Source organism: Candidatus Omnitrophota bacterium (genome assembly GCA_025453395.1).
Taxonomy (GTDB): domain Bacteria; phylum Omnitrophota; class Gorgyraeia; order Gygaellales; family Profunditerraquicolaceae; genus JAlOQK01.
Genome location: JALOQK010000010.1, coordinates 15,857 through 29,616, shown reverse-complemented (window position 1 = coordinate 29,616; position 13,760 = coordinate 15,857). Strand labels below are relative to the sequence as shown.

Genomic DNA, 13,760 nt, shown 5'->3' with positions numbered 1-13,760 from the left:
CTTTGTTGGTCTGATAACTTACAAAGTAACAGGTTTTCTTTGATCTGTGGAGCTTTTTTATTTATTCCCTTTGTCGCACTTTAGTTTACAATCTTCTAACAGAAATTATCACCCGCCTCAAGGGAAGTTCTTGCTATGTTTAGTATAATGCAAACCTAATCAACCCAAAGAATATTATATGGGAATATGCCGCTTAGCAATTCTGCCAAACGCCGGATGACTATTGCAAAGCTATACTTGATCCAACCTATCAATTGGAATATTTTCGCAACTGGCGCATAGCAGAGGATGCTTAGCGAATTAAACCTTGCAACCGCAATTTTTGTTACGGAAGAATTAATAATTTGTGGTATATTAAATGCAGAAAAACATAGCGGACGAGAAATGAAAAAAAGACTTACTATTGTAGGATTTAATATAATAGCGATTTCTTTAGGAGCCGGCATCGGCATAGTTTTAGCTGAGGGGTTAATTAGAATCGCTATGCCCAATTATGCATTTTACCAAAGGACATACCCCGGTAAGTTCGCAAATAAAGATTCTCGGCAGGTTAGGTATGATAAAGACTTAGGATGGGTTTTTAAGAAAAGCGCTGAGCTGGAAGGGATTAAATATTCCATTAACAAACAGGGATTCCGTGATCCTAGGGATTTTGAAGATAAGAGGACTATTAAAAAAAACAGGATCGTGATCTTAGGCGATAGTTTCGTGTTTGGCTTGTGCGTCAACGAAGAATTATCGCTGCCCTCATTAATACAGCAAAAGTTAGGTGATTCATATGAAGTTTTTAATCTTGGGATGTCAGGATATGGCATTGATCAGATGTATATAACATATAAAAAATATGCCCCTGTTATTAATCCGGATATCGTGATTCTTGCATTTATAAGTGACGACATACAGCGCGTGACAGAATCATATAGAAACATTGAGAAGTTTAATAAACCCAGTTTTGACTTAAAAAACGGCAACTTGGTAAGCCGCAACAGGAATGACCTGAACATGCTTGATTACATATCGCAAAAAAGTATACTATTAAATATGATCTATGCCAGAATCTACAGGAGGTATTTGGGACACAAAATTTGCGAGAAAATATTTCTTGAATTGATAAAAGAGACGCGCGAACACAATGAGAAATTGATAGTTGTGAAATATCCCTGTAGAGACGATATTGAAAAATCAAAAAAGTTTATTACTGAAATAATACGAAGCCGAATATTTGGTTTTGAAAATATTTTTAAAGATACCCCAGCGGTTTATATGGACTGTCCCCCTGCGATATTAAAATTATCCGAAAAAGAGTACAAAAAATTTTTTCTTAGTGACGGTCATCCTTCCGGAGAAGGCAATAAGTTGATGGCGGAATACATAACAACTAATTATCACTTCGATTTGGCGCAGTCTAAGTGAACCAAACCACCCTCCCAGAGTAATCCTGAATTACTCCGCCAAATTCTCCCCACAAACAAAAATGCCCAGTTGAACACTTATCAACTGGGCAAATTGGCTCTCTCTAAGCCCTATTCCCTCATACCGGGAATAGGGCTTGAACAAGATTGGCTCCCCTTTATCAACGAATATAGAAACGTCTTACTGGAAATACCACAAGAGTTTTTATGCCACGAATTGCTGGAATTGGCAACATAAACGAGTTATAATCTACTTGAAAAAGTGAGGAAAAGGTGGCGAAGAAAGACGAAATCAATTTATTAAAAGCGTTTATTAGCAATGCTCGAAAATCCACAGATTCTATCGTGATAGCTTTAGGCAAAGAGTCTGCCAGGGAGTTGAAACAAAAGAATATAGATTTTTCTGCTCTTAGGCCTATCAAAAATAAAGATGGATTTGAAGCCTATCTTAATATTGGTATTGAAAAACTTACTCACAACACCATCTCCCAGAAAATATTAGATGGTATTCCATATGAAGAAGCAACAAAACAAAAAGACCATTTCTACCTTAAGGGCAGCCCAGAATTAATCTTGAGAATGCCTTTAGAAGCAAATGAAGAAGAAAAAATAAGATTCCTAAGGAAGGCTAATAAATATTATAAGGATTTAGTTAAAGGGCGCAGGCTTAGCAATGGTAAAATTGAAATAATTACTCATAGGCCTAAAAAGGGCAAACGAACAAAACTTATCGAAGAATATAAAAAAAGGGAAAGCTGGATAAAAAAACGAATCAATGAATTAAGAAAGAATCCCAATCCCGCAAAAGTTAATGTAATTTTTAAACAAGTAGGCGAAGAAGCACCTACTAAATTCACTTTTTGTAAGTCATTAACAGGAAAACCGCTCTCTCCTTCCACGGTAAGAAATATCTACTACTCAAAATAATTTTTCCCACATTACCCGCAGAGTTAAACTAACTTAATTTTTATAGTAAACTCTTTATTAGAAATGCCTAATAAGGAGTTTTTTATTTTGAGCAGTTTAACTAAACAACAGCAAATCCAAGAATGGTCAAAATTATACGGAAGGCCTATCTCCGAAGAAGAATTTACAGAGATATGCACTAATATAAGTGGCTTCTTTACAACCTTAAAACAGTGGTCTGATGATGAAGAAAGGAAGTCAATTGAAAATGAACAAAGTGATAATAGACGAGGTGTGTTTCTACCCTCTCCGGCCTAACGAAAAAGGCCTCATAGGTTTTGCCAGCGTTAATTTCGATAATAAACTCTCATTAAATAGTATAGCTGTATATACCCGCCCAGATGGCAGCGATTACAGGCTTTTATTCCCTTCAAAACAACTTCCCAATGGCCGAGAAATTAATATTTTCTATCCGATAAATAAAGATACATCAGAGTTAATTAAAGAGGCGATTGTTAAAAAAATTGAAGAATTGGCTGAAAAAATGGAGAAAAAATATGAGCGGGAAGAAACATAAAGCACCCCCCTTTGTAATGATAAGAAGGGATTTGTTAAAAGATTCCGAATGGCGCAAATTATCGAGCTCGGCCAAAATTATCTACATTTATTTAAGAGCTAAATTCAATTACAAAACTTATAGTGATGTTACTTTGGCTTACTCAGAGATGAAAGATATGATGAGCTCAAGAACAATAAGCAAAACATTTAAAGAATTAATAAAGGGTGGCTGGATTGAAAGGGTTACACCCGGAGGCTTATTTGGCGGAGCTACAGTGTATAAATTCATTGGCCAATATAAAGATTTCTATTATAAAGGCTACACTATTTAGGACATAGATACTGGTATAATATATATATCTTTAAGAAGTAAACAGGTTTTTAAAAAACAAATAAGAACAAAGCTCTTTACAAACTAAAGCGATAGCTTAAAGAAAAGAGTTAAAGTTCTTTAAAAAATAAAGCGAAGCTCTTTACAAAGTAAAGTTGACTTTGCGAAAGGAGGCTTGATGAAAAGATTAACACCTGTTAAGGCCATCAGGGCAAAGTGCCTTGATTGCTCGGCCGGGCAACCTTCGGAGATTAGAAATTGCCTTATTGAAGATTGCCCTCTCTACTTCTATCGTTTTGGCAAGAATCCAAACAGAGTTGGCATAGGTAAGAAAATAGGCCTAATTTCGCAGAAATCCCATAGCTAAGGCAGGAAATTCTTCAGAAAGCAGAAAGGAAAGTAATATATGTCATTAAAAAGAAGATTAAAGAAAGTTGAGGATTCAATGAGGCAGAAAAACAGAGATTTTCCACCACTTGTCATTATTTTCAAAGACGAAGCTGATAGAAAGAGAAAACTTAAAGAATATAATGCTAAATACGGAAAAGGCATTAGGCAAACGATAATTTTCCTTCCAGAACAGAAAGATGATAATAGTAGAAACTCTATTGGATAAATTAACAGAAAATAACAATTCTAAACAAAAAGAGGCGGGATATGACGGATAAACAGAACAAATTGACTAACAGACAACTATTGAGTATCCCCCGCATTCTTTCTTCTTCCTCAGTTGAGGAAGGATGCAAGAAAGCACAGGTTAGTCGAACTACCTTCTATGCTTGGCTAAAAGATGAAGTTTTTAAAGCGGAGTTAAAGCGCCAAAGAGATGAGATGATTCAAGACGCTTTGGACAGGCTGAAATCTGCAATAACTAAGGCGACCATTGAATTAATTAAGCTAATGGATTCCTCAAGAGAAGATATAAAGCGCTTGGCCTGTAGAGACATTATTGAATATGCCTTAAAAAGCATAGAAATTAATGATATTGAGCAACGGCTAAATAAGGTTGAGCAGATAATTTTAGAAAATAAATCTTACAGATAAATCCGGAAATCCTGCTTGACATAGATGATATAAAATGCTATAAATAAACACAAGGTAATTATATGGATTTAATTAAAAAGTTGGAAGAATACAGGCTAAAGAACAGAATAACTCAAGAACGCCTTGCAGAAATGCTGGGCGTTTCTTTTTGCACGGTGAATAGATGGTTTAATAACAAAACAAAACCTTTTAAAATACAGGAATATCATATAAAAAAGCTGTTAAAGAAATAGCTCCACTATAACGGAGGCAAACAATGGATACTAATAAAAGAACCCAAGAAAAAATAGGAATTTTTTTTAGTTATATTTTCATAATTTTCTTTGCTGCCCTTATTGTGTATGGTTTATTTCAATGGTCTCAGACAACAGGGCTTAAAAGTATATCTACTTGGCTATCAAATGCTAATACTAGAATCTCTAAAAATTTTGGGGCGGTAGAATTAAACGAAATTATTAATAACCTTCGACCATTCTTATCCTTAATATGGAATATTTGCCTTATTTTTGGTTTATCACTTATTGTTATTGGATTTAATACGAGGTTATTTGAAAAACTTCGAATAGTCTGTGAAAAAAAACAATATGGTGATTTTTATAAAACTTACATAAGGGGCTTAAAAACAGTGGGACATTTATCCCTTTTATTACTACCCCTTGCAATCTGGATTTTTATGTGGATTATCGGAAATGCTTTAGACCAAATATTCTGTTCTTATAGCTATTATTCGGTATACACAAAAGAAAATTACACCTCGCATCATAACTGGATTATGGTCATACTGGGGCTTGGCTCTATTCCTTTTCTAATTGCATTATATTTTCCAATTATAAAAGGAGTTAAGAGACATTTTAAAGAAAATAAAGGAAAGAGGCTCTTGTTAGATATTATAGAAGATTTCGAAAGGGAAAATGAGAAATTAAAAGAAAGAATCAATTCTTTTGGTTTAGAAAACACAGAAAATAATGAATAAAAGACAATCGATAGTCGCTTGAACAGTAGAAATAGCCTTTTAGAAGAGTAGTAATTAGTTAATATTTGATGTCTTATATGTAAAGAAAAACTGAAAAAATTTGTTAGAAATTTCTTTGCGGGTAAAAACTAGTAACTATCATCCTTTATGAAATCTATTATTTATGCGAGAGTTTCAAGCAAGGAGCAAGAACAGGAAGGTTACTCTATCCCCGCCCAGCTAAAACTTCTTAATGATTATGCCTTAAAGAATAGCTACAAGGTAGTTAAGGAATTTGTAGATGTAGAGACGGCCAAACGAGCCGGTAGAGAAAACTTTAACTTGATGATTGAATACTTAAAAAAGAATACTGAAATCAAAGCGATACTTTGCGAAAAAACAGACCGGCTTTCGAGGAACTTTAGAGATATCGCTATTTTAGATGACTTGGTTAATCAGCAGAGTTTAAGCATAATTCTTGTTAAGGAGAATACAACAATCAGCCGAGATTCAAAATCTCACGAAAAGTTTATTTTTGGAATTAAGGCGCTAATGGCCAAGAACTATATTGATAACCTCTCTGAGGAGACCCGTAAAGGTATGCTTGAGAAAGCCGAACAAGGGATATTCCCCTCTGCTGCTCCGCTCGGATATAAGAATTGTGAAACCAAGAAAGACGGCAGAGTTTTTAAGTATTTAGAAATTGACGAACAAAGAGCGCCTGTTCTTCAAAAACTCTTTAGGATGTATTCCACAGGTGATTGCTCTTTAGCCCTACTTGCCAAGCAGGCATACGAAGAAGGATTAAGAAATAAAGGCGGTGGCAAAGTCGGTAAAGCTGCAATACATAAGATACTACATAATCCTATCTACTATGGGGCGTTTAGGTGGTATGGCAAGCTATACCAAGGCTCTCATCCTGCCATTATATCTAAGGAGCTATTTAACGCAGTGCAAGAGGCCTTTGAGGCACAAAACAGGCCTAAACAGACTAAGAGGCACTTTGCTTATACCGGCCTTATGGTGTGCGGTAAGTGCGGTTGTGCTATCACTGCAGAGATTAAAAAAGGCAAATATATCTACTACCACTGCACAGGATTTAAGGGCAAATGCGGAAACTCTTGGGTGCCGGAGAAGGCATTAGAGGAGAAATTTGCTGATATAGTAAAAAGAATTCATATTGACGAGGATGTGCTGGAGTTAGTTAAAAATGCCTTGTTAAGTAGCCATAAGGAAGAGCTGGAATTTCATAAGAAACGCATTGAAATATTAACCGCTCAAAAGACAAAACTTGAAAATAGACTACACCAGATTTACATAGATAAGATTGACGCTAAAGTTTCGGAGGCTTTCTTTGATGAGATGACGGATAAGTGGCAGGAAGAATTAAGTCAGATTAAAGAACAAATTGGCAGACACGAGAACTCCGACAGCAATTATCTCTCTCAAGGCGTCCATATTTTAGAACTTTGTAACAAGGCACACCGCTTATACTTACAACAAACACCTCTCAAAAGGGCTAAACTACTGCATTACATACTATCGAACTGCTCCCTCGATAACGTAACCCTTTGCCCTACATACAGAAAGCCCTTCGACATAATTGCCAAAGGGCTCTCTCGTTCAAATTGGCTCCCCCGACGGTACTCTCATCGAGTCGGTGGGCAGGTGCTAAACGATCTTGAAAAAAGTCAGAGTCTGGACTGGATCCCCCGACGGTACTCTGATCGAGCCGATGGACAGGGCTCCAATGTGCTAAACGATCTTGAAAAAAGTCAGAGTCTGGACTGGATCCCCCGACGGTACTCTCATCGAGTCGGTGGGCAGGTGCTAAACGATCTTGAAAAAAGTCAGAGTCTGGACTGGATCCCCGGACGGTATTCAGATTCAGGCCTATTATGGCACTTCACCGCGCTTGTGACCGAACAGGGCAAATGGAATCACCGCATCATTTCCATCGTCCGCGAAGGCCAGACGCCTGACCAAGCCCGCAGGATCCGCCCCAAACCGCCCAAGACCTACAGGAACCCCATCTTCCGGGCCAAGGAATACGTCCGTATGATCGAATCAGGCCAAGCCAAGAGCGAAAGCGACCTTGCCCGCAAAGTCGGCATCTCCCGAGTCCGAATCTGGCAATATACCAGTCTGCTCGACCTTAACCCCTCGCTGGTCAAAGCCGTCGAAGCGCTGGGCGATCCCATGCCCAAACGGCTGATCACTGAGCGACAGCTGCGGCAAATGCTTAAAAGTCCCAAAGAACAGGAAAACTTTATCACTCAACTAGGGAATCCATCGAACTATTAGGAATTCCCGAATAGTTCATACGAAAATACTCCGATAGTTGAGCTATTCGAAAAATTCGAATAGCTCGTTTAGCATACTTCTTTCTGCCTCTTTATCGCCATATCCCGAAACTCGTCAAAAGACATAGCCCCGGCTCGTGAAAGTATCTCAACTATCTTGTTCAGTCGATCAGCCATACCATCAAACATAGACAAGGCATACTGCTTTGGAACTTTTACAGTGCAATTATATTGCGTAGAATCTGTAAATTTGTTTTCTGCCTCTTGAGATTTATCGTTTTTCTTCTTACGCTTAGAATCAGGCAACTTACATGACATAGAATGCAGGAATGAAACCTCAACTTCTTGATCCTTTAATTTATCAAGATGCTTTTCAAATGTACCCCTAATTCTGTTTCCACAAACAAACCTACGACCAGTAACTGCCAATTCCCACAACGAAAGTTGCTCCGATTTGCCCTTAGCAACCCAGAGCCTCCCTTTAAGACCGTTGTCTAATGTGACCTCTTGACCATCGTGTAATGCTGGCTTAGGCGTAAACCGCGAAATTGCTTCTTTGTCTTTGGCAATGCAATCTGTGCACTTGGCCTTGACCTCGGCATTGTCCCGATAAGGCGCCTGTTCTCCGATTATCTTTTTGCAACGTCTACAGATGATTTTCATGGTGTTTTTGTCGGTATCGTTTCTAAAAGTTGTGGCGGGGTCTGAGGCGTATGAAGATCACGCCATAATTCCATTGCGTTCGCTGTTCGATATGCTACATGACGCCGAAGTGCTTTTTCTAGGGCAAAGCTATATGGCACTGGAAGCGCCAACGCCATCTCTCGAGGCTTGCCGTTAACAATTTCCTCTGACGTGAACCGCAATTCTTTTGAGCATGCCAACTCTAAGAATAAAAGCCCAGCGTGATAAATATCTATGTGGTGATCTATAGGGCCATATTCGGTTGGGTTAAGCACCTCGGGAGGGAGCATCCATTGTGCTCTAGTATTTTTTGCATCAATTTCATGAAATAACTTTGCTACGCCTAAATCTCCAAGTTTAAATTGAAGTATTTTATTATCTTGTGGCAGCATTTCATCCTTCACAAGTGCAGTGAAAACATTTGCAGAATGGATATCTTGATGCACATAGTTGCTGATATGAAGATAATGAATTGCCTGCAAAAGAGATCGGGCAATCGGCATTAACCAAGTTTGCCCGTTAAAATCTTGCATCAAAAACAGCTGTTTCACTGAACAATAACATCGCTCAGTGATAATATAAAAAGTGTCACGAAATTCAAAAGCATCATACACAAATGTAATATGCGGATTGCGTAGTTGCATGAGTTTAATAAATTCTTCCGTCGCAGAAGCCTTAACCTTTTCATACGTATCATTTGGCTTCAAAACTTTTGCAGCAAGATCGTTTTCCCAGATATCCTTGCAAGCATAAACAACTCCGAAATTTCCCTCGCCTATCTTTTCCCCCATAGTGTAGCTATTACCAGTTAGCATACTGGTGATTACTTCTCCAACAGTCGGCGGAATAGCCATTTTAGTCGAAGGCAACACAATAGGAGGATTAGGTTGTGGTAATTGTTCTGTCATATTGTTTGTTAATTAAATAATCCCATTACTCTGAGCTATTAAGCACCCCGGCACTCTCTAGTCCCTCGACAAGAAGGGAACCTTGAGCAACCATAGAACTTTCCACGCCGACCATTTCTCAAAATCATTCCAGAGCTACATCGTGGACACCGTTTGCTATTATCAATCTTTGGAGGCTCTCGTTTAGTCAGATTATTGCTTAAGGAAGGATGCTTGCAATATTTACAAAATCTACCATAACCAGATACTAAAGACGCGTCTTTGAAATCATCTGTGACCCGAATTTCTTTGCACTTAGGGCATTCTTTCATATTTCCATTTTGTAACCCTTCAATCGTTTCATGAATATTTGATAAGATATCGCTCCCACGGTGATTATCATTAATAAGTCTCTCTAGTCTTTCATTTAAGGTGGCTATGGGATTTTTCCCTACATTAAAACGATTAATTCTCAAAAATTTATACCCATAACTTTCAAGAACTTTTTCTCTATACAAGTCATCATCAGAATAGTAGCATCTGTAATTGGATCCATTTATAGCGGAATGATCGATAAAATGTGTGCTAAAACCATCGTATTCAATAATTATTTTATGCTCTTTGTGAAACTCATCTTTATACACTAACAAAAAATCAACTTTGTATTTAGGATGGTCGTACATTTTGTCGAGCTGTTTTAGATACTTTCCAATTTCAAACTGAGGCATTAGCGATACTCTGCCGTCCTTTGCGCCTTTCCTCCAAAAATCAGTCTGCGTAAGCCAATTTAAAACTTCCTTTTCCTTTGGTGAATTTGGATCTACGGAATCAGGCAAAGGTTCTTTTTTAGCTTCCTGATATGTATTCCAATAATACCTTAACGCTTCTCCAACCGCCCCAGAGTATTCGTCTAATGGCTTACTCAAAACAAATACCATGGTTTCTTTTGCTCGGCTAAAACCAACATTTAATCTTTGGGCCTTGATTTTACCGTCTTCCTCAACATCAACATTATTCAAATCCTTAACAAAAACGCCCCACAAGCGATCTGATTCCTTGGTTGCAACCATTGAATAAAAAATAACATCCCGTTCTTCACCTTGACAGGTATCAAAAGTCATAATTTTTAATTTCATTTTATCGAAATAGTGATCCCTATCTGGAAGCTTACTGATCATTTCCATAATCAACTTCTGTTGATTGGTATGAGGAGTAATTATGCCTACACTTAAGGAGCTATTTATAGCTTTTAGTTCATTGAGCTTAGCAATAATAAAATCAATTTCAGCGGCATTCGTATTCTGAATCATTTCAACGCTTCCAAAAAGATCAGAAGAAGTAGTACGACCTTCTGCCGAACAATTAACAAAATTAAACTTTAGAACTTCGTCAATACTTTTCCCTCTAATTTTCATTACCTGAAGGCTATCTCCGTAAAAATGTTTATTCGAATAGCCAATAATTTCTTTATAACCCCTAAAGTGTTTCATGAGCTGCGTGTTGTAATTGCAGATAAACTCGAAGAAATCAAGGATGGAAGTTTTTATATTAAATTTCCGTAATTTAACTATCCCCGCAGAATCGGTAGTAACAAAATCTCTGAAGCAGGCTTCGAGAGAATTCAGGTATTCTCTGTTAGTATCGGAACGAGCCTGAGCAGCCTTCACGTTACTGAACTGTTTTTTATCGCCTAAGATCAATACTTTCTTGGCTCTTAAAAGTGCGGGGAAAGCCTGAGCAATGCTAACTTGGGATGCCTCATCAATGATCACCAAATCGAAAATTTCTGGGTCAAGCGGGATATACTCAGCGTAGTCCCGAATACCAGCTAAAATACACGGAAACGCTTCTTTCATCTTCGCAAATTCATTCTTAGGGAATTTTTGCTTGCTTTTAATAATATCTCTTAGAGTTTTTGCATCAGCTCTATTGTTTTCATAAAAATTAATCAACCTATTATCCATTAAATACGTCATCTGAGTTGTTACCAACTCCTCGATCTGCTTTTTCTGTGATGGATAATTTGTTCTGATCAGGCCACCGAAAGATTTAGATAGCTTCTGCCTAAGATCAATAAAATTGATAAACCTCTCAAAATCAGTAGCGGGAATTTTTGTTATCGCATTATCACAAAATGAATCCAATGACAAGGCGCCCACATTCGATGTATTTAAAGTTTTGGGGTATTTTCTAAGGTTTTCGATCAAATAGTTTAGATCGTCACCAATTTCGATTAGTCGCTTAATGACATTGACCCCATCTGCCGAGGTTAAAAGTTTAAAAAAGACATTTACGCAATCAACCTTGGATATGCCCGCAAAAAGGAGCTCATTTTTAAAGCAGCAAACTAGATTAAAAATATTAAAAATATCCTCTATCTTGGTTATGTGTTTGTGAGGATCTTTAAATTTCGAATTTGGCAATTTCCTATTAAATTCATCATCCAATCTTTTCAGCTGGTCGGACTTAAATAGATAGCCAAATATTCCGCTCCGTAAGCCCTTGCATTGAGTAATAAAACCCTCGAGGACTTTTAAATCTGCTTCTTGGAAATCTATAAAATAATTTAACAGCTCCAATTTTTGCGAAAATTTCTCTTTTAGGGCAAGATGCTTCTTATCCAAAATTACAAGATCGCGAAGAAAAGAGGAGAGCATCGAGATATCTTTGAAATCTCTATATGAGAGCTTGAATAAACCCAATAAAGCATCCGCCTTATCATTAGAAGCGAGAATTGAATTCTCTATAGAAATAAAAATCCTTCGAAACTCCTCTAATTCAATCGCGGAATCGGATAGATTAATAATCTCTTCAACCTCGATAGGAAATCCGTTGATGTCGTAATAGGATTCAAGATCTAGGAGCTCATGGATTCTGTTTATATCAATCTCATCATATTTCAAAGCCTCTGCTTCCAAATCCTCTTTCAGCGTATTTGTCAGCTTTCCAATATTTTCTTCCAAATCTTTGTAATCTTTCTTCACTGCCCGCGAATGAACTTTGATGTTTTCTATAGCCGCCGTTGAAAGAATCTGGCTATAGGTACTTCCGGTTTTCCCTAACCGTAATAAAGGATTCTGGAAATTCTTATCGTGCCTGACCTTATTCATCGTTTCTGTAATTTTATCTTCAACAACGTCCAAGGCTTCTTTCTTATCAGATAGGACAAGCGTCGACTGGTTTCGTAATATTGCATCGCATACAATAGCGGTTATGGTATGACTCTTACCCGTACCTGGCGGCCCTTCAACGGTAATATACTTACATCCGTCTTTTCTTATTGCCGACAAGATCTGTCTTTGCTCACTATTGAGTGGTATAGGGCTCGCGAATACCAATTTATCGCTAGTCCCTAAATCATCCCACTCATCCTCAACGACTGGATTGAATGGTTTTGGATTCTTATGAATAAAATCATCGATAAGCCTGTTGAATTCGGCCGCTAATTTGTTGTCTCCAATGGATAAAAGTTTCAGAATCTCTTCGTAATCATTAATGAGTGCCTCATCAGACTTATCAAACAAATTGATATAAGAAGCATTCGATACTCGGACTAATTGACTCTTCGCAATCTGCGGTTGTGGATTCGATAGGTCAAAACTGGAATCAAGCTCAAAGAAATTAACCATCTCTGACAGAATAGTATTAATAATAATTCTGAAATCAGTAGCGTGCTGTGCGAGATAAATAATTCGTTCAGCTATAGTCTTTAGATTCCCTTTCTTACCCGTCTGCTGGTTATATTCTTGGGTAATAAAATCCAAAGCTTTTTTATTGATATATACCTGAGCATCGAAATCAAAACTAAGCGAATCGTTGTTTTTTATTAAGCTGAATGGAATATAGAAGATGGGAAACTTCACTCGATTAAACGTGATGTCAAAGAAATAGAGATAAAAGTCTTGCTTGTCGAGGATATTCTTATTTCTTTCCATCTCGAATAGTTCTGTAAAAATATCTGCAACTTGAAAACTCTCAAAGAATGTATCGATACTGCTTTTAACTTCGCTGAGAGAAAAAATACTTTTGAGCTCTTTAGAAACACTGACTCGCTCATCAACAATTAGCCTTTTAATAAGCTCAGATAATTTATTCTCCATCAACCTGACTAAAACACTTGTAAGTTCTTCTTCCATCAAATAAATGCTGTTTTCGTCTCCCAAGCCTAGATTCTCTAATGATTTCTCGATACTCTGGATCAAAGGCAAAACAATTTTGTCTTTAATAATTTGTGCTGCAGCAGCTATTGAAACATTTAACGCCTGATCGTATTCTTTTTTGTAGTAGGTCGCTGCTTCTACGACTTTTTCATTCAAGACATCCGCAATCTCTGAAATCTGTTTTGCAGAGATCTTTTCAACTTGAAGATTGATTAAATCTAAAAGATTTTTTGGGATATTCGTTCTATGAACACCTTTTTCAATGGAAACTGCAACATTCTTGTCAAAGTTGTGATTAATTAAATTATTGATCACTCTATAAAACGTAGGGTATTTATTAAGATTCACCCCTAGAAGCAGATTATCTTCACTTCGAAGCTTGACACTGCGCCTTGGATTCTTTCTCTTATGAAAGTCAGTCTCCAAGAAATCCATAAAATACTTGGCCACTTCTTTTATGAAAGCAAGACCATTTTTTTGTGTATCCGCACTATTCATAAATAGCCCCATTTTTTGACGTTTT

General features: G+C 37.3%; 13 protein-coding genes. 10 read left to right on the top strand and 3 right to left on the bottom strand.

The window, feature by feature from the left end:
• The first annotated feature begins 384 nt into the window (after window positions 1–384).
• The 10 genes from MUF05_07460 (at window position 385) to MUF05_07415 (ending at window position 7,507) form a co-directional block, all read left to right on the top strand.
• Window positions 385–1,413: an SGNH/GDSL hydrolase family protein gene (locus MUF05_07460; protein MCU0666913.1), complete on the top strand. Its 1,029-nt coding sequence runs from the start codon at window positions 385–387 to the stop codon at window positions 1,411–1,413.
• A gap of 272 nt (window positions 1,414–1,685) precedes the next feature.
• Window positions 1,686–2,339, top strand: a complete 654-nt coding sequence (locus tag MUF05_07455) for a hypothetical protein (protein ID MCU0666912.1) — start codon at window positions 1,686–1,688, stop codon at window positions 2,337–2,339.
• A 220-nt stretch (window positions 2,340–2,559) separates the two neighbouring features.
• Window positions 2,560–2,895: a SpoVG family protein gene (locus MUF05_07450; GenBank protein ID MCU0666911.1), complete on the top strand. Its 336-nt coding sequence runs from the start codon at window positions 2,560–2,562 to the stop codon at window positions 2,893–2,895.
• Complete coding sequence (locus MUF05_07445; protein ID MCU0666910.1) at window positions 2,876–3,208, top strand: hypothetical protein; 333 nt, start codon at window positions 2,876–2,878, stop codon at window positions 3,206–3,208. The genes MUF05_07450 and MUF05_07445 overlap by 20 nt, the downstream gene beginning before the upstream one ends.
• 177 nt (window positions 3,209–3,385) lie before the next feature.
• Window positions 3,386–3,574 (top strand): hypothetical protein, encoded by a 189-nt coding sequence (locus MUF05_07440; protein ID MCU0666909.1) that lies wholly within the window; start codon window positions 3,386–3,388, stop codon window positions 3,572–3,574.
• 39 nt (window positions 3,575–3,613) lie between these two features.
• On the top strand, window positions 3,614–3,823 hold the full coding sequence (locus MUF05_07435) for a hypothetical protein (protein MCU0666908.1): 210 nt from the start codon (window positions 3,614–3,616) through the stop codon (window positions 3,821–3,823).
• A gap of 41 nt (window positions 3,824–3,864) precedes the next feature.
• Window positions 3,865–4,251 (top strand): phBC6A51 family helix-turn-helix protein, encoded by a 387-nt coding sequence (locus MUF05_07430; protein ID MCU0666907.1) that lies wholly within the window; start codon window positions 3,865–3,867, stop codon window positions 4,249–4,251.
• A gap of 62 nt (window positions 4,252–4,313) precedes the next feature.
• A complete protein-coding gene (locus tag MUF05_07425; GenBank protein ID MCU0666906.1) occupies window positions 4,314–4,484 on the top strand; it encodes a helix-turn-helix domain-containing protein in 171 nt (56 codons plus the stop codon).
• 23 nt (window positions 4,485–4,507) lie between these two features.
• On the top strand, window positions 4,508–5,224 hold the full coding sequence (locus MUF05_07420; GenBank protein ID MCU0666905.1) for a hypothetical protein: 717 nt from the start codon (window positions 4,508–4,510) through the stop codon (window positions 5,222–5,224).
• 147 nt (window positions 5,225–5,371) lie between these two features.
• The gene (locus MUF05_07415) at window positions 5,372–7,507 is read left to right on the top strand and encodes a recombinase family protein (GenBank protein ID MCU0666904.1); all 2,136 of its coding nucleotides are present in this window, start codon (window positions 5,372–5,374) and stop codon (window positions 7,505–7,507) included.
• Window positions 7,508–7,575: 68 nt separating this feature from the next.
• Here MUF05_07415 and MUF05_07410 read toward each other — a convergent pair whose 3' ends face one another.
• The 3 genes from MUF05_07410 to MUF05_07400 are packed head-to-tail and all read right to left on the bottom strand — an operon-like array spanning window position 7,576 to window position 13,735.
• Complete coding sequence (locus MUF05_07410; protein ID MCU0666903.1) at window positions 7,576–8,169, bottom strand: hypothetical protein; 594 nt, start codon at window positions 8,167–8,169, stop codon at window positions 7,576–7,578.
• A complete protein-coding gene (locus MUF05_07405; GenBank protein ID MCU0666902.1) occupies window positions 8,166–9,098 on the bottom strand; it encodes a protein kinase in 933 nt (310 codons plus the stop codon). Before MUF05_07405 ends, MUF05_07410 begins: the two co-directional genes overlap by 4 nt.
• Before the next feature lie 38 nt (window positions 9,099–9,136).
• The gene (locus tag MUF05_07400) at window positions 9,137–13,735 is read right to left on the bottom strand and encodes an AAA domain-containing protein (protein MCU0666901.1); all 4,599 of its coding nucleotides are present in this window, start codon (window positions 13,733–13,735) and stop codon (window positions 9,137–9,139) included.
• Between the last annotated feature and the right edge of the window lie 25 nt (window positions 13,736–13,760).